The organism is Halorubrum sp. Eb13, from assembly GCF_002252895.1.
In the GTDB taxonomy this organism is placed as follows: domain Archaea; phylum Halobacteriota; class Halobacteria; order Halobacteriales; family Haloferacaceae; genus Halorubrum.
Map to the genome: position 1 here is coordinate 51,330 of NZ_NHPE01000140.1, position 26,003 is coordinate 77,332.

Consider the following 26,003-nt stretch of genomic DNA (forward strand, 5'->3'; position numbering starts at 1 on the left):
GCTCAGAGGAACCTGGCGAGCCCCATCGCGTCCGCGAGCGGGACCCCGGCGACCACGGAGCCGATCAGGTAGCCGCCGATGGCGCCCCCGTTCAAAAGCGGGAGTCCGGCGTGCGGCCGGCCCTTTATCACCCAACTCATCAGCACGAGGAGCCCCGCGAGGCTCCCGACCATCGCGAGCAGCGCGGGGAGGTTGATCCCGATCAGCGGGACAGCGAGCCCGGCCGCGGGGGAGAACGTCGCCGCGCTCGCGACCAACACCGCCGGGATCACGGCGTCGCCGAGGCCGATGAAGAACGCGTCGCGCTCCTCGATCGGCGTGGGGTCCGAGACGTCGGCGCCGTCGTCGTCCGCGCGCTCGCCGCCTCGATCCATCTCGCTGTCCCCGTCACTCCCGTCGACCCCGTCACTCTCGTCGACCCCGTCGTCCCCGGCGACGGTCGCGCCGTCGGGACCGTCCGCGTCTTCCGCCTCGTCGCCGCCGAGAAGCGAGTACGACAGCGACAGCGGGATGACGAGCACGACGGGGATGTTCAGCTCCATCACTCCCTCCGCGAGCGACAGCATGTGCTCGGTGCCGTACACCGAGACGGCGTCGTAGACAGCGAGGAAGGCGAGCAGGATCAGCGCGGGGAGCAGGCCGAACGAGATGCCGAACAGCCCGGCCGCGCCGGCGCCCATCAACACCCCGGCCGTGTCGATCACGTACCACTCGGGGTAGACGAGGAGCCCGACGCCGACCGCGACGGCCGGCACGGCCGCGGCGAGTGGAGACACCAGCGCGGAGAAGACGTACCAGGAGAGCCACGCCGAGACGCCGACGATGAGGAGTCGGATCGCGCCGTCGAAGTTGTACTTGAACGCGGCGAGCATCAGCCCCGTCATGACGAGGATCGCGAGAACGTACACGAGGCTGTTCGTCGGGTCGTCCGGGTTCTCGACCGCCTGGTACCCGCTCTCGGCGAACTCGGGGACCAGCGCCAGCGCGCCGAGCTGGACGACGAGGAACAGGCCGACGACGAAGGCGACGCCGCGGTACTCGCGGGGGAACATTCGACCGACGGTTCGGGATCGGGGGGTTTCGTCCTTGCGCTTCGGTCCGGCCGCGTTCCGCTTCCGGACGAGTGACGGTCTCGGCGGACGGATCGGGGCCGACCCGGTCGAGGCGGGTTCGAACCGCGTCCGTCGCGGGAGGCACCCGATGCCGCGAACGACGGTATCGACTATCAGGTGCCGAGAACGTCGGAACGATAACTTTCGCCCGCGCCGCAGAACGGGTTCGGGTACGGTGTGGGAGCGGTCGGACCCGAACCCGAGGGCCGACGGACGACGGACGGTGGAAGCGAGTGTCCGGCCGTCCCGCCCGAAACTGGACGGGACAGCCGGTTTCGTCCGCGGCGTCTACGACCAGTCCGATTCGGAACAAGAAGCTACCGCTCGAATTATCGAGACCGATACTCGACGGGCCACAAATATCGTCCGGTGGCCAGTGAGAGGGAAGGCGGAACGGGAAGGCGGGACGCGGCGAACGGCGAAGGGTGGACGGGAGGCGGGCGGGCGGCAGCCGGACAGCGGACCCCCGGGCTGTCGTCGGCGTCGCCGCCCGAGTGGTCGGGACGGGCGCGCGTTGTTGTCGCCGAACTCCAACGAGAAAAGCGTCGGACTTCGGCGAATGCCCCTTAACGCTTCTCCGGTATAAACCAGACGGTCCGCGCTCGGCGGCCGCGGCTTCGGGACCGCCGCTCGGTGGTCGGCGGTCAGCGCCGGTCCCGCAGCGCGGGGAACTCCTCGCGCACCGCCGCCGCTCGCTCCGGATCGACCTCGGCCGTCACCGTGGCGGGCTCCTCTCCCGCGGACGTGAGCGTGGTCCCCCACGGGTCGTAGACGGCCGTCCGGCCGCAGAGCGCGTCGCCGTCGAACGCGCCGCTTCCGTTGACGGCCGCGACGTACGCGAGGTTCTCGATCGCCCGGGCCCGACCGAGCGTCCGCCAGTGCTCGACGTGCGGGTACGGCCACGCGCTCGGCACCAGCACGCACTCGACGCCGGCCTCGACCATGTCGCGGAACTGCTCCGGGAACCGGAGGTCGTAACACGTCGTGACGCCGACGCGGACGCCCTCTAAGTCGACGACCGGGACCCGTTCGCCGGGGACCATTCGATCGGTCTCCTCGGAGCCGTACCCGAACAGGTGGTGCTTCCGGTAGACGAGCCGGCGCTCCCCGTCGCGGTCGAAGAGCACGGCCGCGTTCGCGAGCCCCTCCGCTGTCTGGACGTCGACCCCGTCGGCCGCGGAGGCGGCCAGATCCTCGACGACGGTCCCGGCGAGGACGTTGACGTCGGCGTCGGCCGCGACGGCCGCGAACCGGGACAGCCGGCCGCGCGGACTCGCTCGACCGTGTTCTCGACGTTGGCCGCGACGGCGCCGCCCTCGACGCCGAGCTGGACGCAGGCGATCCTCATTCGTTAGGGCCCATCGAGGCCCGCAGCGCGTCTTCGAGGTTGTCGAGCTCCGCGTCGAAGTTGCGCTCGAAGAACGACTCGACCCCCGGCAGTCGACCGTCGACGACGAACTCGTTTGCCAGCCGACAGCCGCCGTCGGTCTCGGTGATCGTGTGCTCGCCGGTCACGCGGAACGCCTTCGACTTGCCGACGAACTTCACTCGGTTCGGGGGGTCGCGCACGACTTCCTCGGTCTCGACGGAGATCGTCGACCGGATCATCGGGATCGGGAGCGCGACGTGCCACGTCGCGCGTCTCTCGTCGTGGACGTCGAAGGTGTCGACCACGCTGATCGCGCCGGCGCGCTTCTCGGCGTCCGAGATGAACGCCCACACGTCGTCCGCGGGCGCGTCGAACTCGAACGTCCGGGAGACTCGGACGGTCATACATTCCCGTTGGTGCTACGGGGGTTAAAAACACGCGAGTCCGGCAGCGGGGCCGAAGAGATTCGCCCCGGCCTCGACTGCGGAGGGGTCGATCAGATTCGCACCGGCCTCGATGGCGGAGGGACTCGTCGGACGCCCGAACCGCCCTCACCCTTGCGGCGTCACGCGCCACGTCGTCGACCGGGCCCGGCCCCACTTCTCGATGTCGACATCGTCGGATTTCTCGGCCAGTCGGGGGAGTCGCGAGCCGACCTGTTTGGCCGTGAGGCCGATGGCGTCGCCGATCGTCTTCGAGCGGACGTACCGCTCGCCACGGGTGACGCTGTCCGTGAGGTACGCGAGGATCCGCTGCTCTTCCTCGGTGTACTCGCTCATGGCGTGAACGTAGGCGTCAGACGTCCTTAACGGTTTCTCGTCGATCGGTCGCTCAGTCGAACAGCTGCACGGCGGCGACCGAACAGAGGGCGAAGACGAACGCCGCCGCGAACCCCCACGCGCGGCCCAGCTGCGACGGGTATCCGAACATCAGCGCCGTGCCAACGAGCGCGATGGCCCCCAACGCGAGCGCCACGCCGATCTCCATGTCAGACTCGATAGATCCCTCGCTCATACCCGTCGCTTCGCGGGCGGCTACTTAGTTCATACGAAGGGCGCGACGCCGGGCCACGTCGCGGGCGCGGCACTGGGCCACGCCGCGGGCGCGACGGGTGTCGAAACCGGCGACTCGGACGACGCCTCAGATGATCTCGACGTGTTCCGACTCCTCGTTGAGCGCGAGGTTCGCGGCGATCTCCGCGTTTCGCATCGCGTACTCGGCGGTGTGCTGGAGGCTGACGAGCACTTCGCGGGTCATCAGCAGCGTGTCGTTGTCGAGGTCGCTCGGCAGCTCGCCGAGGATCTCCTGCTCGCGGTCCTCCAGCCGAGCGAACATGTCGCGGCACTCGACGGTGAGGTCGTAGTCGCGCTCGACGACGGCCCTGACCGCGAGCGCCGTCAGGTCGTCCACTTGATCGGTGAACTCGCGGATCTGCCGCATCGTGGCGCTGTCGACGTCGAGCGTGTGACCCTCGGCCTCCATCACGATGTCGGCGATGTCCTCCGCGTTGTCGGCGGTGAGCTCCAGGTTCTTCGCCACGGAGCGGTAGCCGATGAGGGGGAACCCCTCCTCCAATCCGACCGCGCGGGCGAGGTTCGGGTTCTGGTACGCCGTGAAGATGAGCCGGAGCAGCAGGACGAAGATCTTGTTCGCCTGCCGCTCGCGGTTGAGCGCGCGCTGCGCGAGGTCGGGGTTGCCGTGGGCGAGCGCCTTCACGGCCTCGCCGCGCATCGTCGACCCGGTGTTCTCCAGCCGTTCGAGCAGGTTGTCGAGGGTGAAGTCCTCGGGGTCGACCGAACAGCGGATAGAGATGTCCTCCGGCGTCTCCTCGATGACGCCGAGCCCCATCAGCTGCGTCTCGGCCTTGTAGACGGCGTTGATGTGTTCGCTGTCGAGGGTGCCCTCGCTCCGGACGTGGATCACGCGTCGCCCGAGCACGTACTGCGCGACGATGGCCCGCTCCAGCGACCGCGCGTCGAGCCCGTCGGCGTTGATGACGGCCTCCGACTCCTCCGAGCTCACCGACTCCGGGAGAACGGTGAGCGTTCCCTTTCCGCCCATCCGGAGCGACACCTCGTCGCCCTTGTTGACGCCGTGTTCCTGTGCCCACTCGGCGGGGAGGGTCATCGCCAGCGTCGACGGACCCAGCCGTTGGACCTTCCGCGTTTCCATGCGGTAAAGTACCGCGGGATACACCTTAACGTTGTTCCTATGTTCATTATACGCTTCGACGAATATACAAGGTGTTGTTGCGCGGAGCGGACGCACCGTCCGAGGTCGGGCGCCGGGCGATCCGCGCGCTTATGCCGTTCAATTGCCGATTACTCGCCATGACCGAGCGGGTACTCGTCGTCGACGACTCCTCGTTCCAGCGGACCGTGGTCCGGGACGCGCTGGAGGGGTCGTTCGACGTCGTCGGCGAGGCGGAGAACGGCGCTGAGGCCGTGGAGCTGTTCGAGGCGCACGAGCCCGACGCCGTGTCGATGGACGTCGTCATGCCGGAGATGACCGGGATCGAGGCGACGCGGGCGATCAAGGACCGCTGGCCGGACGCCGTGGTCGTGATGTGCACGAGCGTCGACCAGCAGGAGAAGATGATGGAGGCGGTGAAGGCCGGCGCCGACGGCTACGTCACCAAGCCGGTCGATCCCGATGAGCTGGTCCCGGAGCTGAAGAGCCACCTCGGCTGAGCGACCGGGATCCGGGTCGGTCCGTTTCCCCGGACCGAGTCGCCACCGTCACGCCGGGCCGAACGATCGGAGGATCGCCGAGAGCGCGCTGGCGAGCTCCTCGAACCGGTCCATCTGCATCGAATCCGTCGTCACCCAGACGCCGTGTTCCCCGGCGATAACCCTCGTGAGATACCCGTTTTCGAACACGCGAACGGTGAACTGGTAGTCGCCGAGCTGCGTGTTGGCGTACAGCGACTGCGAGTGGAACCCCTGGCGTTCGTTCTCCGCGAACCCGACGAGGTCCGCGGTGCGGCTCAGGTCGCTGCGGAGGTACAGCTGGGTGACCTCGTCCGCGGTGAAGTAGGTGAGGCTCCGGAGTTCGTCGCCGATCGCCGTCCGCGCCGCGCTGAGCAGTTCGTCGACGTGGGGATCGGGTGGATGCGACATGCTCACACGATCTGTCGTCGGACACATGAGCGTATGGGTGGCCGCAGGACCGTCGGCGCGGCTCGACGATCGGAGCGTTCAGCCCCCGGGGATCGTCGCGTCGGAAGGGCAGAGTTTAGGGACTCGCCCGCCGTCGACCCGACATGAGCGACTACGACGACGTCTGCGTCCTGCTGCCCACGATGGACGAGGTCGAGACGGTCGCGCGCGTCGTCGAGGCCTTCCGCGACGCCGGGATCGGGAACGTCCTCGTCGTCGACGGCGGCTCCACCGACGGGACGCGGGGGGCCGCCGAGGAGGCCGGTGCGCGCGTCGTCGAACAGTCGGGCCGCGGGAAGGGGCAGGCCGTCCGCGAGGCGGTGCGCGACCACGTCGACGCGCCGTACGTCGTGATGGCCGACGCCGACGCGACGTACGACGCCGACGACGTCGACGCGATGCTCGACCCGCTGTTGGCCGGCGAGGTCGACCACGTCATCGGGAACCGGTTCGCCGACATGCGACCGGGGGCGATGACCCGCTTGAACCGGATCGGAAACCGGATCATCAACCTCGCGTTCCGCGCGATCCACGGCGAGGGATACCGGGACATCCTCTCCGGCTACCGGGCGTTCACCCGGGAGTCGTTCCTCCGGCTCCACCTCACCGCTGACGGGTTCGGGATCGAGACCGAAATGGCGGTCGAGTGCGTGAAGAACCAGGTGCCGGTCGCGGTCGTCCCGATCACCTACCGCGAACGCCCCGGGGGATCCGCGACCAACCTCCACCCGATCCGCGACGGCGGCGTGATATTCCTCGAACTGTACCGCAAGGCGAAGACGAACAACCCCCTGTTCTACTTCGGGAGCGTCGGCGCGGTCTCGACGGCCGCGGGGGCGCTCATGACCGCGTACGTCCTCTACGAGTGGCTCGCGTTCCGCGTGAGCCACGAGGTGATCGCCATCGGCGCCGTCGGCGCGACGGTCCTCGGTATCCAGCTGCTGATCTTCGGCGTGTTGGCTGATATGATCCTGTCGCTGCACCGCGAACAGGCGGCGCGGTTCGAGCAGGCGATGGAAGACCGTGGGATCGACCCGCGGAGCGACGGGGACGCCGGCGATCGGTCGGTCGACGAGGATGTCGGCGGTCGGTCGACCGAGGGGGACGCCGGCGGCCGGTCGGTCGACGGAGACGCCGGCGGCCGGTCGGTCGACCTCGACGACGACTGACGGTCGACGGTCCGGTTCGAAGGCGTATATTTTATGTCGGCACACCGAGACGAGCGGCCATGGACCAGAAGCGGTTCGTCATCGCCCTCTTCGGTATCGCGGTCGCGCTCGTCGTGGGGTTCATCGGGTACCGGTTCGTCGCTCCGCTCACGGTCGCCGTGTTCCTGTACTACTCGACGCGGCGGCTCTTCCACAGGCTCGAACAGTTCCACCTCCCCGCGCGCGTCCGGGCCGCCGTCTCCCTGTCGCTCATCGGGGTTCCGCTGATCGGGCTCATCGGCTACACCGTGCTCTTGGTGCTGATCGAGGCGCGCCGGTTCATCGGGCGTTACCCGGTCGCCGAGACGGTCGGCGCGGAGAACTCCTGGGTCGGGGACCTGGCGGAGCTCTCGAACCCCACTCTCGACGGGATGGTCGCCGCGTACCGCTCCGGTCAGCTCGATCCGCTGATCGAGTTCGTCTCCGAGCAGGCGCCGCTGCTGGCGAGCACGCTCGGGGGGCTCGCGCTCAACCTCCTCATCGTCGTCGTCGTCACGTACTACCTCCTGCTCGACGGGTCGAAGTTCCACGAGTGGCTGCTCACGTTCGACGACGACGCGGTCGTCCGAGAGTACCTCGAGACGGCCGACGCCGAGCTGGAGGCGGTGCTGTACGGGAACCTGCTCAACGTCATCGCGATCTCGATCATCGCCGTCGTGACCTACACCGCCTACAACGTGGTCGCGCCGCCGCCGGTCGAGGTACCGTATCCGGCGCTCGCGGGCGCGCTCACCGGGATCGCGAGCCTGATCCCCGTGATCGGGATGAAGATCGTGTACGTCCCGCTGGCGGCGGTGACCTCGGTACCGACGCTCCTGGGCGGCGACGACCTCGCGCTGCTCGCCTACGTGGCCGTCTTCCTCGCCGTCGCGGCGGTCATCGTCGACACGATCCCCGACGTCGTGCTCCGGCCGTACTTCAGCGGGAAGACGACCCACGTCGGACTGCTCATGCTCGCGTACATCTTCGGTCCCGTCGTCTTCGGCTTCCACGGGCTGTTCCTCGCGCCGATCGTGCTGGTGCTGGCGCTCACCTTCGCGGACACGGCGCTGATCCGGTTGCTCGGCGGCAGCCCGGACGAGACCGACACCGACGGGCGCCCGGCGGCGGTCCCCCGCGGACAGCGGCGACTGGACGAGTTCTGACCGCCCGCACCGCGGCCGCGCGGGCTTCCGCTCGCCGCCGAGCCGAAGAGATAAGCCCCCGCTCGCCGACCGGAGTGACGTATGCGTCTTCACGTCATCGGTCTCGGCGGCGCCGGTGGCCGGATCGCCGACCGGCTCGCGGCCGATCACGGCGACGACCGGTTCCTGCACGGGTGTAACGCGTTCGACACGGACGCGGCGGCGCTCGACGCCCTGCGCTCGCTCGACGAGTCGCGGCGCTACCGCTTCGGCGACGCGGCCGACGGGAGCGGGCTCGACGGCGACCTCCACGCCGGCAGGCGGCTCGGTGACGCCCACGCGAGCGAGCTCGGCCGCGTCATGGACGACGAGAACCCCTCGGCCGCGGAGGCGTTCGTGATCGTCGTCGGCCTCGGCGGCGGCGCGGGGGCCGGGGCGGCGCCGGCGCTCGCCGAGGAGCTGTCGCGCCTCTACGACGTCTCGGTGTACGCCGTCGGGGCGCTCCCGACGCCGGCGGAGTCGGCGGCGAGCGAGGTCGATCCCGTCCGCGGGAGCGCGACCGAACCCGCGGAGCGCGAGCCGCGTCGCCCCCTCGCGGAGAAGAACGCGGCCCGGACGCTCGACGCGCTCTCCGACCGCTGTGCGGCCGTTTTTCCCTTCGACAACGACGCGTGGCTCCGCCCCGGCGAGACGCTCGTCGACGCCCGGGACCGGCTGAACGGCGTCGTCGCGGACCGGATCGCGGCGCTGTTCGGCGCCGGCGAGTCGAGCGACCGGGAGTCGACCCCGCAGCAGGTGCTCGACGCGAGCGACGTCGCCCGCGCGGTCGGCGACGACGGGGAGATCGCCGCGGTCGGCCACGCCACGCAGGCGGTCGAACCGCCTGAGTCGGGGTCGCGGTTCGGCCTCGGGCTGTTCGGCTCGGACGAACCCGCCGAGGTCGACACCGGCGAAGCGGTGTCGGCCATCGAGACCACGATCCGGAAGGCGGCCCGCGGCAAGTCGACGGTCGAGGTCCCCGACGGCCGCGCGGACCGGACGCTCCTCGTCGTCGGCGGCCCGCCGGCGTGGCTCAACCGACAGGCGATCGCCGACGGTCGGCGGTGGCTCGCCGAGGAGACCGGCTCGGACGCGATCCTGAGCGGCGACGCGCCGGAGCCGGACGGCGAGGGGGTGTTCGCCGTGGTGTTGCGCTCGGGGATCGACGAGCCGGCGCGGGTCCGAGAGATCCGGGAATCGATCGCGTGACCGGCGGCCGCGGGTCGGCTCTCCCTCCCCCGACCCGAACCGATTAACCCCTTGTGGCGCCCAGACCGATCGTGACCACGCACGCCGACCTCGGGCTCGACCTCGACGTGAGCGACACGGACGCGGTCGCCGACCGGCGCGACGAGGTCGTCGCCGCGGTCCGCGATCACGCCGGAACGATCGCCTACCAGCTCGCCAAGCTTCAGGGGGGCGACTACGGCCGCCGGGAGCTGTCGACGCCGGGCGGGACGTGGACCGTCAAGCACGAGGCCGGAGAGCTGGAGTTCCTGCTGTTCTCGCCGAAGTCTGGCTCGGACGTGTACGTCATCTCGACGAAACAGCCGCCGGACCCGACCCACCTCGCGGCCGCCCTCGACGACTACGCGAACCTCGTCGCCGCGTGGAACGAGTACGTCGCGTCGCTGTCGGGCGTCCTCGACGGGGTGAGCGCCGAGTTCCCGGAGCCCGCCTCGACGGACGGAGTCGTCGCCGAGCGCGACCGCGTGCTGGGCGCGATCCGTCAGACCTGCACCCTCATCGCCGGCGAGATCCACCGCTACGAGGGCGACGATTACGGGACGTACACCGCCCGCGTCGACGGCGACCGCTGGGAGCTGAAGTGGGACGAAGGGACCGTCTCGTACCTCCGCGTCGGGGGTTCCGGCGGGCTCTACCTCCTCTCGCAGTATGAGGCGCCCTCCGCGGCCGACGTCCGCGAGTACGCCGACTCGTTCCGCGGATTCGTCGAGGCGTACAACGAGTTCGTCGACGACTTGGAGAGCGACCTGGCGACTGCCGAACTCTGAGGGCGTCGCCGACGTGTCTGACGGGTGCGGCCACCGGACTCCGACCGCGTTCGCTCGGCGCTCCGGTCACTGGTCTCTCGCTCCGCAGGGCCTCATGTTCCGCTGAAAGGTCTCACGATCCGCTGAAGGCGCCGAACGTGTACTCCAGACCGAACATGACGAGCGCCATCGTGAGGGCCCGAACGAGGAGGACGTCCCCGCTCAACGCGCGTCCGACGGCGAGCACGCCGACGCCAGCCGACGCTCCCAACAGGGCCGCGTACCGCCCTCGGGAAAGGCCGCGCGCCCACTCGTCGACCCGCTCGTAGAGTCCCCGTATCGCGGTCACACCTGCGAGGAGCAATCCCGAACGGAAAACGGTTGCGTGGGCCCAGCCTCGCTCGAAAGTGCCCATATTCGTGCGTATTTCTCGCTCCGATGTGGGAATATTTATGCAGTAACGTCGGGTACGCGGCCGTATATGTCGATCACTCTGCCGGGACCGACGCTCGGCGTCGTCGGCGGCGGACAGCTCGGTCGGATGATGGGCGAGGCGGTCGCACGGCTCGGCGTCGAGGTCGTCGTGCTCGACCCGACGCCGGAGTGCCCGGCCGCTCCCGTCGTCAGCGACCAGATCGTCGGCGACTTCGACGACCCCGACGCGGTCCACGAACTCGCGAGCCGGGTCGACGCGCTCACCTTCGAGATCGAACTCGCCGATCCGGACCTGCTGGCCGAGGCGAGCGCGGAGCACGACGTGCCCGTCCAGCCCGACCCCGCCACCCTCCGGACGATCCAAGACAAGCTGGTCCAGAAGGAGGCGCTCGCGGACGCCGGCATCCCCGTCCCGGAGTTCGTCGCGGTCGCGACCGCGGAGGGGCTCGAACGCGTCGTCGAGGAGTTCGACGGCGTCATGCTGAAGGCGCGCGAGGGCGGCTACGACGGCCGCGGGAACGTCCCCGTTACCGACCCCGCGGACGCCGCGGACGCGCTCGCCGAGGTCGGCGGAAACGCGATGGCCGAGGAGCTCCTCGACTTCGAGCGCGAGATCGCCGTGATGGGGCTGAAAGGCGCCGACGGGGAGACGCGGACCTACCCCGTGACGGAGACCGTCCACCGGGAGGAGATCCTCCGCGAGAGCGTCGCGCCCGCCCGCGCCGACGACGCGGTCGTCGCCGAGGCCGAGTCGGTCGCCGGCGACGTGCTGGAGTTCCTCGACGGACGCGGCGTCTACGGGATCGAGCTGTTCGAGACCCGGGACGGCGAGGTGCTCGTCAACGAGATCGCGCCGCGCCCGCACAACTCCGGCCACTGGACCATCGAGGGCGCGCGGACCTCGCAGTTCGAGAACCACGTCCGGGCCGTCCTCGGATGGCCGCTCGGTCCGACCGACCTCGCCGCGCCCGCGGTCACGGCGAACGCCCTCGGTGACGTCGAGGAGACGGGACCGGCGACCCTCCGCGGCGCCGAATCGGTCCTCGCGGCGCCCGACGCCGACCTCCACTGGTACGGGAAGGAGGACGCGCGCCCGCTCCGGAAGATGGGACACCTGACGGTGACCGGAGACGGCGAAAGCGACCGCGACGCCCTCCTCTCGCGGGCGAGAGAACTCCGCGACGCGACGACGTTCCGGGGCGACTAGTCCTCCGGGCGTCTGATCTCCCGGGGCGACTGACGCCTCGCAGCACCCGGCGGCTGCGCCGCATCCGGGGGTTCCTTGTAGCCCTCCGCCGAACCCTCGTCCATGCCAACGGTGCAGGACCTCATCCGGCGGCTCGAAGCGGAAGCGGAGTCCGACGCCGATCCCGAAACGACTCCCGACGTGGGGATCATCATGGGCTCGGACTCGGACCTCCCGACGATGGAAGGCGCGTTCGACGCGCTCGACGAGCTCGGCTTCGCGGAGCAGACCGACTTCGACGAGGCGCCGGACGCCCGGTTCACTTATGAGAGCTACGTCGTCTCCGCCCATCGAACCCCCGAGTTGATGTACGCCTACGGGGAGACCGCCGGAGACCGCGGCCTCGACGTGGTGATCGCCGGGGCGGGCGGGAAGTCCGCTGACCTCCCGAACATGACCGCGTCGCTCGCGTACCCGATCCCGGTCATCGGGGTGCCGGTACAGGAGAAGTCGGTGGACTCCGTGATCGGGATGCCCACCGGGGCGCCGATCGTCGCCGTCGACGCCGGGAAGTCGTTCAACGCCGGTCTGTCGGCCGCACAGGTGCTCGCACGCGAGCACGACGCCATCGAAGAGCGGCTGATCGCGTACCACGAGGACCTCAAAGGCGGCGTCGCCGACGTCTCGGCCGACCTCCACGACCTCGGTATCGACGGGTTCCGCGCGCGAGACGAGGAGTAGCCTCGGACGGGTCTGCTGGAGTAGCCCCCGACGGATCGTCTCGGACGCGTCCGGACGACCGGGTCGACCGCGGAACCGAGCACGGACGGATCGGGTGTTGAGCGGTCTCGCGGTCGTCTGCGGCCTCCTTGCGGCGATGCCCTGAAGACTCAACGCTTATGAGGGGGCGGTCCAAACCTCAGCACGTTACGGAGACCTATATGAGCGATTGGATAGCGATCGGCGCCTTGGCGGCCGTCGGCCTGCTCATCCCGATAGGGATGATGACAGTGTCGGCGTTGCTCCGTCCGAGCGTGCCTGAGACCGGTAAAAGCACCACCTACGAGTCCGGCGAGACCCCGACTGGCGGGACGAAGATCCGGTTCAACATCCAGTACTACATGGTCGCGCTGTTGTTCGTCGTGTTCGACATCGAGACCGTGTTACTGTTCCCGTGGGCCGTCATCTACCGCCCGGCCATCCAGGCCGGCGTGCCGATGACTGCTCTGCTGTGGCCGATGTTGGCGTTCGTCGGGATCCTCGCGATCGGGCTCGTCTGGGCGTGGCGGTCGGGGGCGATCAGCTGGGCTCGGAGTCCCCGCGCGACCAGCAGAAAAACGGAGCGTGACCTCAACTAATGAGCAGCGATCAACCATTCATCACCGACGAATCGCAAGTCGTAACGGAGACTCGAGACGCCCGGATGACCGGGCAGGGAGACCGGTTTAACTCCCGCCTCCGTGAGGCGTTCGGCTCCTCGCCGTTCATCCTCACCAAGTTCGACAAGTTCCTGAACTGGTGTCGCGGCTCCTCCATGTTCATGCTGCAGTTCGGCATCGCCTGCTGCAGCATCGAGATGATGCACACCTACGCCGTGAAACACGACCTCGACCGGTTCGGGAGCGGGGTCCCCCGCGCGTCGCCGCGACAGGCGGACGTGATGATCGTCCCCGGGACGATCGTCTCGAAGTTCGCGCCGCGGATGAAGCGCGTCTACGACCAGATGCCCGAGCCGAAGTTCGTCGTCGGCATGGGCTCGTGTACCATCTCCGGCGGCCCGTTCCAGGAGGGGTACAACGTGATCAAGGGCGCCGAGGAGGTCATCCCGATCGACATCCACGTCCCCGGCTGCCCGCCCCGTCCCGAGGCGCTCGTCTACGGCGTCGTGAAGCTGCAGGAGCGCGTCGCCAACGGCGAGGCCGCGCCCGTGACGGTCAAGCCGTACGAACTGGAGGAGTTCTCCGACCTCGAACGGGACGAGCTCGTCGACAAGCTCGCCGACCAGATCGACGAGGACGAACTCGTCATGCGGTACAACTTCGCTGATTCACCATGAGCCTCGAACGACCGGACACCACCGACGACGCGGCGCTCGAGCGCACTCCGGACGAGCTGGAGGCGCTTCTCGGTGACCTCGTCGTCGGTCGCGACGACCATCTGAACGCGCCCGGCTTCGTCATCCGCCCGGACACCGTTCAGGAGACGCTCTCGACCCTGAAAGAGCAGGCGGGATACGACCACCTCTCGGTGGTCTCCGCGCAGGAGTACGAGAACCGCTACGAGTCGATCTACCACCTGAAGAAGTTCGACGACCCGACCCAGGAGGTCAGCGTCGTCGTCCCCGCCGACAAGGACGACCCGGTCTCTGAGTCGGCCGAGCCCGTCTTCCGCACCGCCGACTGGCACGAGCGGGAGGCGTACGACCTGATCGGCGTCGAGTACGACGACCACCCTGACCTGCGCCGGATCCTCCTGCCCGAGACGTGGCAGGGACACCCCCTGTCGATGGACTACGACAAGGACCGGCCGCAGATCGCCACGCTGCCGGAGCACGCGAACCCGCTGCAGGAGCACCACAAGGACTCCGAGTCTGACACGATGTTCCTGAACATCGGGCCGCACCACCCGGCGACCCACGGGGTGCTCCACCTGAAGACGACGCTCGACGGCGAGCAGGTCGTCGACGTCGAGCCCGACATCGGCTACCTCCACCGCTGTGAGGAGCAGATGGCACAAGCCGGCACGTACCGCCACCAGATCATGCCGTACCCCGACCGCTGGGACTACATCTCCGCGGGGTTGCTCAACGAGTGGGCGTACGCCCGCGCGGCCGAGGACCTCGCCGAGATCGAGGTGCCGGAGTACGCGCAGGTCATCCGGACGATGGGCGCCGAGATGTGCCGGATCGCCGCGCACATGCTCGCGCTCGCCACGTTCGCGCTCGACGTGAACGGCGACTTCACCGCGACGTTCATGTACGCGATCAACGACCGCGAGCGCGTGCAGGACCTGCTGGAGGACCTGACGGGCCAGCGGCTGATGTTCAACTACTTCCGGCTCGGCGGCGTCGTCTGGGACCTCCCGGAGCCGCGCGAGGAGTTCTTCTCGAAGACTCGGGACTTCCTCGATCAACTGCCGGAGTCCGTCGAGGAGTACCACAACCTCGTCACCTCCAACGAGATCTTCCAGATGCGGACGATCGACACCGGGATCCTCCCGCCGGAGGTCGCGAAGAACTACGGCGCGACCGGTCCCGTCGCCCGCGGATCGGGAGTCGACTACGACCTGCGCCGCGACGACCCGTACGGCTACTACGACGAACTCGACTGGGACGTCGTCACGGAGGACGGCTGCGACAACTTCAGCCGCCTGCTCGTCCGGATGCGCGAGGTCGAGGAGTCCGCGAAGATCATCGAGCAGTGCGTCGACCTGCTCGAGGACTGGCCCGAGGAGGAGCGCAACATCCAGGCGAACGTCCCCCGCACGCTGCGGCCGGACGACGACGCCGAGATCTATCGGGCGGTCGAGGCCGCGAAGGGCGAGCTCGGCATCTACATCCGCTCTGACGGCACCGACAAGCCGGCCCGGTTCAAGATCCGGTCGCCGTGCTTCTCGAACCTCCAGACGCTGCCGGAGATGGCCAACGGCGAGTACATCCCCGACGTCATCGCGGCGCTCGGGAGCCTCGACATCGTGCTCGGGGAGGTGGACCGCTGATGGGGACGGCACCCGCACAGCTGTTCCCCGAGTTCCTCGCCGAGACGTTCGGGTTGCCGGGCGTGCTCGGCGAGGTCGTCGCGGCGCTGATCGCGGCGGCCGTCGTCGGGAACATCGTCCTCGCGTTTACCGGCGTCGCCGGCCCGTGGGCGAAACGGAAGATCACGGCGGCGTTCACCGACCGCATCGCGGTCAACCGGGTCGGGCCGTTCGGCCTCCTGATCATCCCGGCGTCCGCGGTCCAGCTGCTGGCGAAGGAGCTCATCGTTCCCGAGGGCGTCGACCGTCCCTCCTGGGACATCGCTCCGGTCATCCTGCCCGCGTCGGCACTGCTCGGCTTCTCGGTGATCCCGATGGGTCGTCTCGGCCCGATCAACTTCCACCTCGCCGACCCCGAAGTCGGCTTCGCGCTGGTGTTTGCGTTCGCCTCCATCGCCTCGATATCCCTGGTTATGGCGGGCTACGCGTCGAACAACAAGTATTCGCTGCTCGGCGGGCTCCGCGCGGTCGCGCAGAACCTCGCGTACGAGATCCCGCTCATCGTCACGGCGATGTCCGTCGTGCTGTTCGCGGGCACGCTCCAGATGAGCGGTATCGTCGGTGCGCAGACGACGACGCTGGTGACGATCGCCGGGATCGACATCCCGGCGTGGTACGCCTTCGTGAACCCGTTCGCGTTCGTGCTGTTCCTCACCGCGAACATGGCCGAGATCGGCCGGAACCCGTTCGACATCCCGGAGGCGCCGACGGAGATCGTCGCCGGCTACCAGACAGAGTACTCCTCCGCGTACTTCGTCCTCTTCTACCTCGGCGAGTTCGTGCACATCTTCCTCGGCGGCGCGATCCTCGCCGTGACGTTCCTCGGCGGCGCCTCCGGGCCGGGCCCGGAGAGCATCGGCTTCATCTGGTTCGTGGTGAAGATCTGGGGCTTCTTCCTGTTCACGCAGTGGGCCCGCTCCGCGCTGCCGCGCGTCCGTATCGACCAGCTGATCGAGATCGGCTGGAAGGGAATGCTGGTGCTGTCGTTCGCGAACCTGGTGCTCACGGCCGTAATCGTGGGGGTGATCGCGTAATATGATCGGACTCATGAAATCCATGGCGACGACGATGAAACACGCGCTGGACGGGACGACATTCACGGTGGAATACCCGGAGGACGCGCCCGAGGTGAGCCCGCGGTTCCGCGGGGTCCACAAGTTCAGCCAGGAGCGGTGCATCTGGTGCCGCCAGTGCGAGAACGTCTGCCCGAACGACACGATTCAGATCGTGCAGGACGACCAGCGTAACGGGGAGCAGTACAACCTCCACATCGGGCAGTGCATCTACTGCCGGCTCTGCGAGGAGGTCTGCCCCGTCGACGCGATCCTGCTGACGCAGAACTTCGAGTTCACTGCGGACACGAAGGACGACTTCGTGTTCAACAAAGAACAGCTCAAGAACGTCCCGTGGTACAAGGGAATTGACCCGCTGGAGTCCCGGAACCCCGATCGCGGCGCGTGGATCGGGGAGGGCGACGGCGAGGTCGACTACCAGTAGCGGGCGCGTCTCGAAATCTTCAAAGGGGTTCTCATAGGAGACAAACACAATGGTTTATCCTACCATCGCGTTCGGGCTGTTCGCCGCGGTCACGCTGGCGTTCGGCCTCGGGGTCGTCCTAGCGCGCGACGTGTTCCACGCCGCGCTGCTGCTGGGCGGTGCCCTGACGAGCGTCGCGGTCCACTACGTGATGCTGCAGGCGGAATTCATCGCCGCCATGCAGATCCTCGTCTACGTGGGCGGGGTCCTGATCTTAGTCACGTTCGGCGTGATGCTCACGCGATCGGAGACGGAAACGGAGGTGAATAGCGCATGAGCGACGACGACTCGGGCCGCGGGGGACGCCTCGTCCCCGCCGCGGTGGTCGGGCTCCTCTTCGTCACGATGGCCCTGACGGCGTTGTCGGCGGACTTCACCGCAGGGGGTGCCGGCTTCCCGGCCGACGCCTCCGTCGTCCACAACATCGGGTACGCCCTGTTCAACCTCGGCGAGTACGACATCGCGACGATCCCCTCCGAGGGGTTCCTCGCCGCGTTCCTGATCGCCGCGGTCGCCCTCGACGTCGCCGTCGACGGCGCGGTGTACCTGGCGAAACGTGAGGAGGGCGGCTCGATCATCGCCGCCGTGGGACAGGCGTTTACCGACGGCGGCCGCGACGGAGGTGAGCGCTGATGACCGCCGTCGCCTCCTCGATTCCGCCGGAGTGGTACCTGCTGCTCGCGGCCGCCGTCTTCTGTATCGGCCTGTTCGGCGTGCTCACGCGGCGCGACGCGCTGTACTTCCTGATGAGCGTCGAGCTCATGATGAACGCGGCGAACATCAACTTCGTCGCGTTCGCGCTGTACTACGGCGACCTCACGGGACAGGTGTTCGCGCTGTTCGTCATCGCGCTCGCCGCCGCGGAGGTCGCGATCGGTATCGGCATCATCCTCGTGCTGTACCGCAACTTCGGGGTCACTGACGTGACCGTCCCAACGGAGATGAGGTGGTAACATGATAGACGTGTTCTCATACGTTCCGGCGATCGTACTCCTCCCGTTCTTCTCGTTCCTGATCGCGCTCGGTGCCGGCAAATACCTCCCCAAGGGGGGCGCGTTCGGCGGCATCGCGGCGACGGCGGGCTCGTTCCTGCTCTCGCTGTGGGTGCTCGCGACGGTCGCGGGGGGCGAGGCGGCGAACCGGACCATCTACACGTGGGCGAGCGCCGGCGGGATCGGCCCGACGGACGTCGAGCTTTCCTTCGGCATCCTCGTCGACCCGCTGTCGGCGCTCATGCTCGTCATCGTGACGCTCGTCGCGCTGCTCGTGCACGTGTTCTCGCTCGGGTACATGAACGACGAGGGCGAGACGGGGCTCCCCCGATACTACGCCGGTCTCGGCCTGTTCACGGCGTCGATGCTCGGCTTCGTCGTCGCCGATAACCTGCTGATGGCGTTCATGTTCTTCGAGCTGGTCGGGCTCTGCTCGTACCTGCTCATCGGGTTCCACTTCCGGCAGCCCGGCCCGCCGTCGGCGGCGAAGAAGGCGTTCCTCGTCACCCGCTTCGGGGACTACTTCTTCCTCGTCGGCGTCGTCGCCGTGATCGGAACGTTCGGTACGGCGCAGTTCGCCGGGCCGGAGTCGTTCCCGCACCTCGCCGAGGCGGCGCTCGCCGGCGAGGGCTCGGTCGCGTGGACCCCCGGCGGACTCGACCTGCAGACGTGGCTCACCGCCGTCGGCCTGCTCGTCCTGGGCGGCGTCGTCGGGAAGTCGGCGCAGTTCCCGCTGCACACGTGGCTCCCCGACGCGATGGAGGGCCCGACGCCCGTCTCCGCGCTGATCCACGCCGCGACGATGGTCGCGGCCGGCGTCTACCTCGTCGCGCGGATGTACGGCTTCTACGCGCTGACGCCGACGACGCTCGCGGTGATCGCCTTCATCGGCGGCTTCACCGCGCTGTTCGCGGCGACGATGGGCGTCGTCAAAGACGAGCTGAAGCAGGTCCTCGCGTACTCCACCATCTCGCAGTACGGCTACATGATGCTCGCGCTCGGCGCGGGCGGCTACGTGGCCGCGGTCTTCCACCTGACCACCCACGCGTTCTTCAAGGCCCTGCTGTTCCTCGGCGCGGGCGCGGTGATCATCGCGATGCACCACAACGAAGACATGTGGGACATGGGCGGGCTGAAGGACAAGATGCCCGTCACCTACTACACCTTCCTGGCCGGGTCGCTGGCGCTCGCGGGCATCTTCCCGTTCGCCGGCTTCTGGTCGAAAGACGAGATCCTCTACGAGGCGCTCGTCCACGCGCCGGGCGAGCCGCTGCTGTTCGGCGGCTACCTGATGGGGCTGCTCGCGGTCCCCGTCACCGCCTTCTACACGTTCCGGATGGTCTTCCTGACCTTCCACGGCGAGCCCCGCACCGACACCGCGCGCGACCCCGAACCCGTCCGATGGAACGTGAAGGGGCCGCTGACGGTCCTCGGCTCGCTCGCGGTCGTCACCGGCCTCATTAACATGGTGCCGGTCCAGAAGGTCCTCGGACTGGAGGGGATCGACCTGCTCCACCGCTGGCTCGACAACGACTGGGGCGGAATTGAGGGGCTCTCCTCGCACCACTACGGCGACATCGGACCGTACAGTAGCGAGTACATCGTCGGCGGCGAGGTCGCCACGGTGCTCGTCGGTGCGGCCGTCTCGCTCGGACTGGCGCTGACCGGTCTGCTGGTTGCGTGGCGGCTCTACAACGTTCCGTCGCCGACGGAGCACACGGCGAAACTCGGCGGGATCAAAGACGTGCTGTACAACAACTACTACCTCGACGAACTGCAGGTATGGCTCGCGTATCGCACCGAGGACGTCGCCGGCGGCGCCGACACCTTCGACCAAGGTATCGTCGACGGCGTCGTCAACGGCGTCTCCTCGGTGAGTCTCATCGGCGGTGACCGGATCCGGCAGGTGCAGAACGGCGTCGTCTCGCAGTACGCCGCGCTGCTCACGCTGGGGCTGGTCGCGCTGATTCTCGTGCTCGGCGTCACCGGGGGGTGGTTCCTGTGATACTCGAAGCGCTCATCGCGGTCGTCTTCGTGAGCGCGCTCGTCGTCCTCCTCTCGCCGAACGAGTGGGCGGGCCGGCTCGCGTTCGCGCTGAGCCTGATCCCGTTCGCGGGATCGCTGTACCTCTGGTCCGGGTTCAACGGCTCCGGAAACGCTCTCACGGGCGGCGACATCGCCTACCAGACCCAGATCGAGTGGCTCGAAGTCGGCGGCCGCTCGGTCTCGTGGTTCGTCGGGCTGGACGGCATCAGCCTCCCGCTCGTCGTGTTGACGACGTTCCTCGTCCCGCTGGCGATAGTCAGCGCGTGGACGCCGATCGACTCGCGCCAGAGCCAGTTCTACGGGCTCATGCTGTTCATGGAGGCGAACCTCCTCGGCGTCTTCACGGCGCTGGACTTCTTCCTCTGGTTCGTCTTCTGGGAGGCCGTCCTCGTCCCGATGTACTTCCTCATCGGCGTCTGGGGCGGCCCGCGCCGGAAGTACGCCGCGATCAAGTTCTTCGTCTACACGAACGCGGCGTCGCTGCTGATGTTCATCGGGTTCATGTCGCTGACGTTCGCGCTCGGCGACTCCGTGACCTCGTTCGCGCTCCCGGAGATCACCGGCGCGATCGCCGACGGCGGACTCGGAACCTGGTTCGGCATCTCGCCGGACCGGATCGCGATGGTCGCGTTCCTCGCGATGTTCGCCGGCTTCGCGGTGAAGGTCCCGATCGTTCCGGTACACACGTGGCTGCCGGACGCCCACGTCGAGGCGCCGACCCCTGTGTCGGTGCTCCTGGCGGGCGTCCTCCTGAAGATGGGGACGTACGCGCTGCTCCGGTTCAACTTCACGATGCTCCCGGAGCAGGCGTCCGCGCTCGCGGTCCCGATCGCCGCGATCGCCGTCATCAGCGTCATCTACGGTGCGATGCTGGCGCTCGCGCAGAAGGACCTCAAGCGCATCGTCGCCTACTCCTCCGTCTCGTCGATGGGGTACGTCATCCTCGGGCTTGTCGTGTTCACCGAGTACGGCGTCGGCGGCGCGACGTTCCAGATGGTCGCGCACGGCCTCATCTCGGGGCTGATGTTCATGGCGGTCGGCGTCGTCTACAACGCGACCCACACGCGGATGGTCGGCGACATGGCGGGGATGGCCGACCGGATGCCGGTCACGGTCGGCATCCTCGTCGCCGGCGCGTTCGGCTACATGGGACTGCCTCTGATGGCCGGCTTCGCCGGTGAGTTCTTCATCTTCGTGGGGTCGTTCTCCGCGCCGGCGCTCCCGTACGCGCCGCTGTTCACGGCGCTCGCGATGTTCGGCATCGTCATCGTCGCCGGCTACCTGTTGTCGGCGATGCAGAGCACGCTATTCGGGCCGTTCGAGCTCTCAACCGACTACGAGGTCGGTCCCGCGCCGTTCCACGACGTCGCCCCGCTTGCGGTCCTGCTGGTGGCGATCATCGTGCTGGGCGTCGCTCCCGACATCTTCTTCGAGATGATCCGTGACGCCGCCGTTCCCGTGGTCGAGGGGGTGAGCATCGATGGTTAACTCGCTCCCGCAGGTGACGGCGTTGCTGCCGGTGCTGCTGCTCGGGTTCACCGGACTCGCGCTGCTGCTCGTCGACACGCTCCGTCCCGACACGCGGTCGAACACTTCGATGGCGGTCGTGAGCGCGCTCGGCGCGCTGGCATCGCTGGCCGCGACGGTCTGGTTCGTCGCCTCCGGGACCGGGAGCGGCGACACCGGCGGCGCGATCCTGCTGTTCGCCGACGCGGTCAAGGTGGACACGCTTGGGCTGTTCTTCACGGCCATCTTCGCGTCCGTGACGTCGCTCGTCGTTGTCGCGGCCCACGACTACTTCCACGACCACCCGAACCCGGCGACGTTCTACTCGCTGACGCTGTTCGCGGCGACGGGCATGTCGCTACTCGCGGTCGCGAACTCGCTCGCGGTCGTGTTCGTCGCCTTGGAGATGGTGTCGCTGCCGTCGTACGTGCTCGTCGCGTTCCTGAAGCAGAACCGCGGGAGCGTCGAGGCGGGGCTGAAGTACTTCCTCGTCGGAGCGCTCTCCTCGGCGATCTTCCTGTTCGGCATCTCGCTGGTGTACGCGGCGACGGGGTCGCTGATGCTCGGCGAGGTCGCCGGCGTCCTCGGCGATATCGCCTCCGACGCCGACGGGATCGGCAGCCGAAGCGGGATCGCCGGCCTCGGGATCGTGATGATCCTCGGCGGCGTCGCGTTCAAGACCGCTTCCGTCCCGTTCCACTTCTGGGCGCCGGAAGCGTACGAGGGCGCGCCCGCACCCGTGAGCGCGTTCCTCTCGTCGGCGTCGAAGGCGGCCGGCTTCGTGGTCGCGTTCCGCGTGTTCACCGAGGCGTTCCCGGTCGGCGCGTCGCTGGCGGCCGACATCAACTGGGTGCTCGCCTTCGGGATCCTGGCGGCTGTGACGATGACGCTGGGGAACTTCGCGGCGGCCGTCCAAGAGGAGGTCAAGCGGATGCTCGCGTACTCCTCGATCGGCCACGCCGGCTACGCGCTCATCGGCGTCGCGGCGCTCTCCGCGGACGGGAGCGGTAACGGCGCCGTGATGGGCGCGGCGATGGCGCACCTGCTCGTCTACGGCTTCATGAACACCGGCGCGTTCCTCTTCGTCGCGATGGCGGAGCGGTGGGGCGTCGGCCGGACCTTCGAGGACTACGCCGGGCTGGCCAAACGCGCGCCCGTCGCCTCGACGGCGATGGCCGTGTTCATGTTCTCGCTGGCCGGGCTCCCGCCGTTCGCCGGGTTCTTCTCGAAGTACTTCCTGTTCATGGGAGCCATCGACAACGGCTTCCTGTGGCTAGCGGCGATCGGCGCCGTCAACAGCGTGATCTCGCTGTACTACTACAGCCGGGTCGTGAAGGCGCTGTTCATCGACGATCCCGCGTCGCCGACCGCGCTGGACACGATCGACGTGCGGCCGACGGCGCTGTACGCCGCGGTCGTCTTCGCGGCAGTCGCGACGGTGCTGCTGTTACCCGGCTTCGGCCCGGTCATCGAGACCGCCGAGGCCGCCGCGTCGGCGCTGTTCTAGCGGCGTCGCGGTTCGCGCCCGCTTTTCGTTTTTTCCGATCGATCAGCCGTCCGGTAACCGCAGGTATTCCCGCGTCCAGTGTTAATATCCGGTATGAGTAGGAATCGGACGTACCGCTGTCTGAACTGTCTGGATCACACCGTGAGCCGGGAGTTCGACACGTCGCACCTCTCGGTGACGTGTCCGAACTGCGGCTCGTTCGAGCGGTTTGTTAACGACGCGGTGTTTCAGCAGTTCCGCGCGTTCGAGGAGTCGCCGCCCGCGGAGCTCGACTGGGCGCGGCTGGACCGCACGGAGAAGTTGATCGTCTCGGAGCGGCTCGTCCGCTCGACGAAGACGCTGGCCGACTTCGACGTCGTGGAGGGGGAAGCGACGGTCGGCGAGGACGAGGCAGCGGCCGGAGACGGGGAGGCTCTAGCCGAGGACGGGGAGGCAGCGGCCGGAGATTGAGTCAGCGCGCGTACAGCTTCCCGCCGACGAGCGACGCGAGGCCGTCGCCGTCGTTCGGGGTGACGGCCACGTACGGCCGGTCGACTGGGCCGAAAACGTCGACGACGCGGCCGACCGTCGAGAGCGACTCGTCGACGACGGCCGAGCCGATCCGCGGCGGCTCCTCGCCGCGGTCGCCGCGGGCGATCGCGAGCCCCCCGGCGGTGCGGACCACGGTACCGACTCGCCGCATCGTCACTCGCGGATGACCCCGAGGTAGGCGGCGACCGCCTGCACGAGGTCGTTCTTCGCGGTGTCTTCGGTGCCGCGCACGACGACCGCGCCCCGCGGCTCGAACTCGCGGGAGTACGTCTTGTCGCGCTCGATCACAGCGTCGTAGCCGACTTGCTGGACCGCCTTAGCGATCTCGTCGACGGTGGGCTCGGAGATCGCGAGGTCCGCCGGCACGCGGCGGCCCTCCGAGCGCGACCGCTCGGCGTCGAAGTACGCGGGATAGACGACGTTCTCGACCATACCGGAGAGGCGAGCGCGCGGCCTAAGGTCGTTTCGGACCCGCGCGGCCGCAGACGCCGGGCGACCCGCGTCGCGGCCGCGGTCCCGCACCGGCGTCGTGGCACCCGGTTACGACGTTCTGAACTCGAATCTTGCGCCGCCGGACTCGCCGGTCACCGCGCGCGCCTCCCACCCGTGAGCCTCGGCGATACGTTCGCTGATCGCGAGCCCGAGGCCGGTCCCGTCCTCGTCCGTCGTGAAGCCGGTGTCGAACACGCGCTCCGTCTCCTCGGGGAGTCCGCAGCCGTCGTCCTCGACGAAGAACCCGGTCCCTCCGTCGCCGTCCGATCGGGGCGAGGCCTCGCCCACGCGGACGGTGAGGCCCTCCGCAGCGCACCCGTCGTCGACGGTGGTCGGTCGGCCGCCGGCGGACCCGAGTTCGACGCTCTCGCCGGGCTCCGCCCGGCCGTCAGTCGGGCCGTGCTCGACGCTGTTCCGGAACACGTTCTCGAAGAGCTCGCGCGTTCTGGCGGGGTCAGCGTCGAGGGTCACGTCCCCTTCCACGACCAGCTCGGCCCCGCCGGTGTCGACGCTCGCCCAGGCGTCTCTCGCGAGCGCCGCGATCGAGGCGCGCTCCGTCTCGCCGACCGACCGGCCCTGTCTGGCCAGCGAGAGCAGGTCGTCGACGAGCTCGCCCATCCGCTCCAGCGCCTCGCCCGCCTTGGGGAGGTGAGCCGTGTCGCCGGTGTCGCTCGCGAGCTCGACGTACCCCTGCGCGACGCCGAGCGGGTTCCGGAGGTCGTGCGAGACGATGCTCGCGAACTCGTCGAGCCGCTCGTTCTGCTCCCGGAGGGTGGCCTCGCGCTCGCGCCGGTCCGTGACGTCCGTGTAAATCGCGTACCCGGAGGCGTTCTCCGCGTCGAGCCGGATCGGGATGACGTGCAGGATGAAGTGGCGGAGTCCGTCCGCCGTCTTCCGGGTCACCTCTCGCCGGACGTTCTCGCCGCGTTGGAGCCGCTCGTTGAGGTCGATTGCCTCCTCGACCGCGCCGTCCTCAACCGGGACGATGTAGTCGTCGAGGGACTCGCCCCCGACTGCCTCCGCGTCGTAGCCGAACGTCTCCTCGAAGGCGTCGTTGACCCGGTGGACGACCGGTTCGCCGTCGACGTAATCGTACGCGACCGCGGGGTCCGGGACGTTCGAGAACAGCGCGAGCAGGCGGTCGCGCTCGCTCCGGAGCGCCTCGTCGGCCCGGATCCGATCGAGGGTCTCCTCGACGTGAGAAGCGAGCAGTCCGGCGAGGCGTCGATCGGCCTCGCTGAACCCGTCCGGGTCGTCCGTCACCAGTTGGAAGACCGTGTCGTCGCCGACGGGAAGGGTGAGAACCGTGTCGTACGGGCTCTCGGCGTTCGGATTCGGTTCCACGACCGGTTCGCCGGTCACCGCGACGGTCCCGGCGGCCCCGCTCCCGACTCGGACGCGGTTGCAGTCCTCGATCGGAACCTCGGCCGAGGCCGCGATCGGCTCGATCCACTTCCCGTCGCGCACGCCGACGAGGCAGTGGTGCGGCGGGAACACCTCGTCCGCGACGGCGATCGCGGCCCGGTGCGTTTCCTCCACGGACCGGACCGACGCGAGTCGCGTCGCCCCGGCGTTGAGTCGCTCGACCCGTGAGGGCGGTCGGGACGGATCGGACCGGACTGACCCGTCGCGCGCGAGGAGCCACCGGACGGTCGCCGCCACGTCGGCGGTCGTCGTCGACACGGCGTCGACGGTCGGGGCCGTCGCCACGTCACCGGCCGGGTCGTCCACGAGGGCGACGACCGGGAGGGACTCGCGGCCGTCGCGGACGCGAGCGAGCCCGGCGGCGTCGCTGACGACCGCGAGGTCGACGTCGCGCAGGCTCTCCTCGTCGACCTCGTTCGGCTCTGCGGATCGCGCTGTCGCGTCGTCGGGGAGATCGGCTGAGATGTGAGCATCGGTAGCGAGGACCAGTACCACCGGTCTTTCGCTCGGCGCGGCGTTCACTGTGATCCGGAAACGGGTCGACGCGATGATAAGTATTCCCTTCGTCGGGGGAGCTCGAGACGCCC

Annotated in this window: 29 protein-coding genes and 1 pseudogene; 19 read left to right on the forward strand and 11 right to left on the reverse strand. The window is 68.7% G+C overall.

Features of this window, described 5'->3' with window-relative positions; genetic code table 11:
- Positions 1–2 precede the first annotated feature (2 nt).
- The 6 genes and pseudogenes from DJ75_RS15770 to DJ75_RS15795 form a co-directional block, all read right to left on the reverse strand.
- Positions 3–1,052: a presenilin family intramembrane aspartyl protease PSH gene (locus DJ75_RS15770; RefSeq protein ID WP_094525369.1), complete on the reverse strand. Its 1,050-nt coding sequence runs from the start codon at positions 1,050–1,052 to the stop codon at positions 3–5.
- Positions 1,053–1,756: 704 nt separating this feature from the next.
- Positions 1,757–2,460 (reverse strand): annotated as a pseudogene (locus tag DJ75_RS15775) (nitrilase-related carbon-nitrogen hydrolase).
- A complete protein-coding gene (locus tag DJ75_RS15780) occupies positions 2,457–2,885 on the reverse strand; it encodes a CoxG family protein (protein ID WP_094525370.1) in 429 nt (142 codons plus the stop codon). The pseudogene DJ75_RS15775 and the gene DJ75_RS15780 overlap by 4 nt, the downstream one beginning before the upstream one ends.
- Positions 2,886–3,032: 147 nt before the next feature.
- Positions 3,033–3,260, reverse strand: coding sequence for a hypothetical protein (locus DJ75_RS15785; RefSeq protein WP_094525371.1), 228 nt, complete (start codon positions 3,258–3,260; stop codon positions 3,033–3,035).
- Positions 3,261–3,312: 52 nt separating this feature from the next.
- Positions 3,313–3,495 carry a hypothetical protein gene (locus tag DJ75_RS15790; protein ID WP_094525372.1) on the reverse strand — a complete coding sequence of 61 codons (183 nt, stop codon included), beginning with the start codon at positions 3,493–3,495 and terminating at the stop codon, positions 3,313–3,315.
- A gap of 126 nt (positions 3,496–3,621) precedes the next feature.
- On the reverse strand, positions 3,622–4,653 hold the full coding sequence (locus DJ75_RS15795; RefSeq protein ID WP_094525373.1) for a phosphate uptake regulator PhoU: 1,032 nt from the start codon (positions 4,651–4,653) through the stop codon (positions 3,622–3,624).
- Positions 4,654–4,811: 158 nt separating this feature from the next.
- On the opposite strand from DJ75_RS15795, the gene DJ75_RS15800 reads away from it, so the two are divergent.
- A complete protein-coding gene (locus DJ75_RS15800) occupies positions 4,812–5,171 on the forward strand; it encodes a response regulator (RefSeq protein WP_094525374.1) in 360 nt (119 codons plus the stop codon).
- Positions 5,172–5,219: 48 nt separating this feature from the next.
- Here DJ75_RS15800 and DJ75_RS15805 read toward each other — a convergent pair whose 3' ends face one another.
- Positions 5,220–5,600, reverse strand: coding sequence for a hypothetical protein (locus DJ75_RS15805; RefSeq protein WP_094525375.1), 381 nt, complete (start codon positions 5,598–5,600; stop codon positions 5,220–5,222).
- Between the two features lie 143 nt (positions 5,601–5,743).
- On the opposite strand from DJ75_RS15805, the gene aglJ reads away from it, so the two are divergent.
- The 4 genes from aglJ (at position 5,744) to DJ75_RS15825 (ending at position 10,025) form a co-directional block, all read left to right on the forward strand.
- Entirely contained in the window at positions 5,744–6,808 is a 1,065-nt protein-coding gene (aglJ, locus tag DJ75_RS15810; protein ID WP_094525376.1) for an S-layer glycoprotein N-glycosyltransferase AglJ, read from the forward strand.
- A gap of 59 nt (positions 6,809–6,867) precedes the next feature.
- Positions 6,868–7,992 carry an AI-2E family transporter gene (locus DJ75_RS15815; RefSeq protein ID WP_094525377.1) on the forward strand — a complete coding sequence of 375 codons (1,125 nt, stop codon included), beginning with the start codon at positions 6,868–6,870 and terminating at the stop codon, positions 7,990–7,992.
- 81 nt (positions 7,993–8,073) lie between these two features.
- Complete coding sequence (locus DJ75_RS15820; protein ID WP_094525378.1) at positions 8,074–9,219, forward strand: cell division protein FtsZ; 1,146 nt, start codon at positions 8,074–8,076, stop codon at positions 9,217–9,219.
- Between the two features lie 71 nt (positions 9,220–9,290).
- Positions 9,291–10,025: a hypothetical protein gene (locus DJ75_RS15825; protein WP_094525379.1), complete on the forward strand. Its 735-nt coding sequence runs from the start codon at positions 9,291–9,293 to the stop codon at positions 10,023–10,025.
- A gap of 112 nt (positions 10,026–10,137) precedes the next feature.
- On the opposite strand, the gene DJ75_RS15830 is transcribed toward DJ75_RS15825, so the two are convergent.
- On the reverse strand, positions 10,138–10,353 hold the full coding sequence (locus DJ75_RS15830) for a hypothetical protein (RefSeq protein ID WP_094525380.1): 216 nt from the start codon (positions 10,351–10,353) through the stop codon (positions 10,138–10,140).
- Positions 10,354–10,485: 132 nt separating this feature from the next.
- Here DJ75_RS15830 and DJ75_RS15835 point away from each other — a divergent pair, with 132 nt between their 5' ends.
- The 14 genes from DJ75_RS15835 to DJ75_RS15900 all read left to right on the forward strand — a co-directional run bounded on the left by DJ75_RS15835 (position 10,486) and on the right by DJ75_RS15900 (position 23,418).
- A complete protein-coding gene (locus DJ75_RS15835; RefSeq protein ID WP_094525381.1) occupies positions 10,486–11,646 on the forward strand; it encodes a 5-(carboxyamino)imidazole ribonucleotide synthase in 1,161 nt (386 codons plus the stop codon).
- A gap of 102 nt (positions 11,647–11,748) precedes the next feature.
- Positions 11,749–12,366 carry a 5-(carboxyamino)imidazole ribonucleotide mutase gene (gene purE, locus DJ75_RS15840; RefSeq protein WP_094525382.1) on the forward strand — a complete coding sequence of 206 codons (618 nt, stop codon included), beginning with the start codon at positions 11,749–11,751 and terminating at the stop codon, positions 12,364–12,366.
- A gap of 200 nt (positions 12,367–12,566) precedes the next feature.
- Positions 12,567–12,983: an NADH-quinone oxidoreductase subunit A gene (locus tag DJ75_RS15845; RefSeq protein ID WP_092562085.1), complete on the forward strand. Its 417-nt coding sequence runs from the start codon at positions 12,567–12,569 to the stop codon at positions 12,981–12,983.
- Positions 12,983–13,681 carry an NADH-quinone oxidoreductase subunit B gene (locus DJ75_RS15850; RefSeq protein ID WP_094525383.1) on the forward strand — a complete coding sequence of 233 codons (699 nt, stop codon included), beginning with the start codon at positions 12,983–12,985 and terminating at the stop codon, positions 13,679–13,681. The genes DJ75_RS15845 and DJ75_RS15850 overlap by 1 nt, the downstream gene beginning before the upstream one ends.
- Positions 13,678–15,342, forward strand: coding sequence for an NADH-quinone oxidoreductase subunit D (locus DJ75_RS15855; RefSeq protein ID WP_094525384.1), 1,665 nt, complete (start codon positions 13,678–13,680; stop codon positions 15,340–15,342). The genes DJ75_RS15850 and DJ75_RS15855 overlap by 4 nt, the downstream gene beginning before the upstream one ends.
- The gene (locus DJ75_RS15860; protein ID WP_094525385.1) at positions 15,342–16,415 is read left to right on the forward strand and encodes an NADH-quinone oxidoreductase subunit H; all 1,074 of its coding nucleotides are present in this window, start codon (positions 15,342–15,344) and stop codon (positions 16,413–16,415) included. The genes DJ75_RS15855 and DJ75_RS15860 overlap by 1 nt, the downstream gene beginning before the upstream one ends.
- A 1-nt stretch (position 16,416) precedes the next feature.
- Positions 16,417–16,878 (forward strand): NADH-quinone oxidoreductase subunit I, encoded by a 462-nt coding sequence (locus DJ75_RS15865; RefSeq protein WP_006113010.1) that lies wholly within the window; start codon positions 16,417–16,419, stop codon positions 16,876–16,878.
- 49 nt (positions 16,879–16,927) lie between these two features.
- Positions 16,928–17,194 carry an NADH-quinone oxidoreductase subunit J gene (locus DJ75_RS15870; RefSeq protein ID WP_094525386.1) on the forward strand — a complete coding sequence of 89 codons (267 nt, stop codon included), beginning with the start codon at positions 16,928–16,930 and terminating at the stop codon, positions 17,192–17,194.
- Complete coding sequence (locus DJ75_RS15875; RefSeq protein WP_094525387.1) at positions 17,191–17,550, forward strand: hypothetical protein; 360 nt, start codon at positions 17,191–17,193, stop codon at positions 17,548–17,550. Before DJ75_RS15870 ends, DJ75_RS15875 begins: the two co-directional genes overlap by 4 nt.
- On the forward strand, positions 17,550–17,870 hold the full coding sequence (gene nuoK / locus DJ75_RS15880; RefSeq protein ID WP_008004452.1) for an NADH-quinone oxidoreductase subunit NuoK: 321 nt from the start codon (positions 17,550–17,552) through the stop codon (positions 17,868–17,870). Before DJ75_RS15875 ends, nuoK begins: the two co-directional genes overlap by 1 nt.
- A 1-nt stretch (position 17,871) precedes the next feature.
- Entirely contained in the window at positions 17,872–19,914 is a 2,043-nt protein-coding gene (nuoL, locus tag DJ75_RS15885) for an NADH-quinone oxidoreductase subunit L (RefSeq protein ID WP_094525388.1), read from the forward strand.
- The gene (locus DJ75_RS15890; RefSeq protein ID WP_170938272.1) at positions 19,911–21,443 is read left to right on the forward strand and encodes a NuoM family protein; all 1,533 of its coding nucleotides are present in this window, start codon (positions 19,911–19,913) and stop codon (positions 21,441–21,443) included. Before nuoL ends, DJ75_RS15890 begins: the two co-directional genes overlap by 4 nt.
- A complete protein-coding gene (locus DJ75_RS15895; RefSeq protein ID WP_094525389.1) occupies positions 21,436–22,968 on the forward strand; it encodes an NADH-quinone oxidoreductase subunit N in 1,533 nt (510 codons plus the stop codon). Before DJ75_RS15890 ends, DJ75_RS15895 begins: the two co-directional genes overlap by 8 nt.
- A gap of 93 nt (positions 22,969–23,061) precedes the next feature.
- Entirely contained in the window at positions 23,062–23,418 is a 357-nt protein-coding gene (locus tag DJ75_RS15900; protein ID WP_094525390.1) for a hypothetical protein, read from the forward strand.
- Position 23,419: 1 nt separating this feature from the next.
- On the opposite strand, the gene DJ75_RS15905 is transcribed toward DJ75_RS15900, so the two are convergent.
- The 3 genes from DJ75_RS15905 to DJ75_RS15915 all read right to left on the reverse strand — a co-directional run bounded on the left by DJ75_RS15905 (position 23,420) and on the right by DJ75_RS15915 (position 25,938).
- Positions 23,420–23,650, reverse strand: coding sequence for an H/ACA ribonucleoprotein complex subunit GAR1 (locus DJ75_RS15905; RefSeq protein WP_094525391.1), 231 nt, complete (start codon positions 23,648–23,650; stop codon positions 23,420–23,422).
- A 2-nt stretch (positions 23,651–23,652) separates the two neighbouring features.
- Positions 23,653–23,931: a signal recognition particle subunit SRP19 gene (gene srp19, locus DJ75_RS15910; RefSeq protein ID WP_094525392.1), complete on the reverse strand. Its 279-nt coding sequence runs from the start codon at positions 23,929–23,931 to the stop codon at positions 23,653–23,655.
- Positions 23,932–24,039: 108 nt separating this feature from the next.
- On the reverse strand, positions 24,040–25,938 hold the full coding sequence (locus DJ75_RS15915) for an ATP-binding protein (protein WP_094525393.1): 1,899 nt from the start codon (positions 25,936–25,938) through the stop codon (positions 24,040–24,042).
- Positions 25,939–26,003: the final 65 nt, after the last annotated feature.

Bases quoted from the DNA above. Each gene is read 5' to 3' on its own strand.
- DJ75_RS15770 (WP_094525369.1), bottom strand. From the start codon at position 1,052: ATGTTCCCCCGCGAGTACCGCGGCGTCGCCTTCGTCGTCGGCCTGTTC.
- DJ75_RS15780 (WP_094525370.1), bottom strand. From the start codon at position 2,885: ATGACCGTCCGAGTCTCCCGGACGTTCGAGTTCGACGCGCCCGCGGAC.
- DJ75_RS15785 (WP_094525371.1), bottom strand. From the start codon at position 3,260: ATGAGCGAGTACACCGAGGAAGAGCAGCGGATCCTCGCGTACCTCACG.
- DJ75_RS15790 (WP_094525372.1), bottom strand. From the start codon at position 3,495: ATGAGCGAGGGATCTATCGAGTCTGACATGGAGATCGGCGTGGCGCTC.
- DJ75_RS15795 (WP_094525373.1), bottom strand. From the start codon at position 4,653: ATGGAAACGCGGAAGGTCCAACGGCTGGGTCCGTCGACGCTGGCGATG.
- DJ75_RS15800 (WP_094525374.1), top strand. From the start codon at position 4,812: ATGACCGAGCGGGTACTCGTCGTCGACGACTCCTCGTTCCAGCGGACC.
- DJ75_RS15805 (WP_094525375.1), bottom strand. From the start codon at position 5,600: ATGTCGCATCCACCCGATCCCCACGTCGACGAACTGCTCAGCGCGGCG.
- aglJ (WP_094525376.1), top strand. From the start codon at position 5,744: ATGAGCGACTACGACGACGTCTGCGTCCTGCTGCCCACGATGGACGAG.
- DJ75_RS15815 (WP_094525377.1), top strand. From the start codon at position 6,868: ATGGACCAGAAGCGGTTCGTCATCGCCCTCTTCGGTATCGCGGTCGCG.
- DJ75_RS15820 (WP_094525378.1), top strand. From the start codon at position 8,074: ATGCGTCTTCACGTCATCGGTCTCGGCGGCGCCGGTGGCCGGATCGCC.
- DJ75_RS15835 (WP_094525381.1), top strand. From the start codon at position 10,486: ATGTCGATCACTCTGCCGGGACCGACGCTCGGCGTCGTCGGCGGCGGA.
- purE (WP_094525382.1), top strand. From the start codon at position 11,749: ATGCCAACGGTGCAGGACCTCATCCGGCGGCTCGAAGCGGAAGCGGAG.
- DJ75_RS15845 (WP_092562085.1), top strand. From the start codon at position 12,567: ATGAGCGATTGGATAGCGATCGGCGCCTTGGCGGCCGTCGGCCTGCTC.
- DJ75_RS15850 (WP_094525383.1), top strand. From the start codon at position 12,983: ATGAGCAGCGATCAACCATTCATCACCGACGAATCGCAAGTCGTAACG.
- DJ75_RS15855 (WP_094525384.1), top strand. From the start codon at position 13,678: ATGAGCCTCGAACGACCGGACACCACCGACGACGCGGCGCTCGAGCGC.
- DJ75_RS15860 (WP_094525385.1), top strand. From the start codon at position 15,342: ATGGGGACGGCACCCGCACAGCTGTTCCCCGAGTTCCTCGCCGAGACG.
- DJ75_RS15865 (WP_006113010.1), top strand. From the start codon at position 16,417: ATGATCGGACTCATGAAATCCATGGCGACGACGATGAAACACGCGCTG.
- DJ75_RS15870 (WP_094525386.1), top strand. From the start codon at position 16,928: ATGGTTTATCCTACCATCGCGTTCGGGCTGTTCGCCGCGGTCACGCTG.
- DJ75_RS15875 (WP_094525387.1), top strand. From the start codon at position 17,191: ATGAGCGACGACGACTCGGGCCGCGGGGGACGCCTCGTCCCCGCCGCG.
- nuoK (WP_008004452.1), top strand. From the start codon at position 17,550: ATGACCGCCGTCGCCTCCTCGATTCCGCCGGAGTGGTACCTGCTGCTC.
- nuoL (WP_094525388.1), top strand. From the start codon at position 17,872: ATGATAGACGTGTTCTCATACGTTCCGGCGATCGTACTCCTCCCGTTC.
- DJ75_RS15895 (WP_094525389.1), top strand. From the start codon at position 21,436: ATGGTTAACTCGCTCCCGCAGGTGACGGCGTTGCTGCCGGTGCTGCTG.
- DJ75_RS15900 (WP_094525390.1), top strand. From the start codon at position 23,062: ATGAGTAGGAATCGGACGTACCGCTGTCTGAACTGTCTGGATCACACC.
- DJ75_RS15905 (WP_094525391.1), bottom strand. From the start codon at position 23,650: ATGCGGCGAGTCGGTACCGTGGTCCGCACCGCCGGGGGGCTCGCGATC.
- srp19 (WP_094525392.1), bottom strand. From the start codon at position 23,931: ATGGTCGAGAACGTCGTCTATCCCGCGTACTTCGACGCCGAGCGGTCG.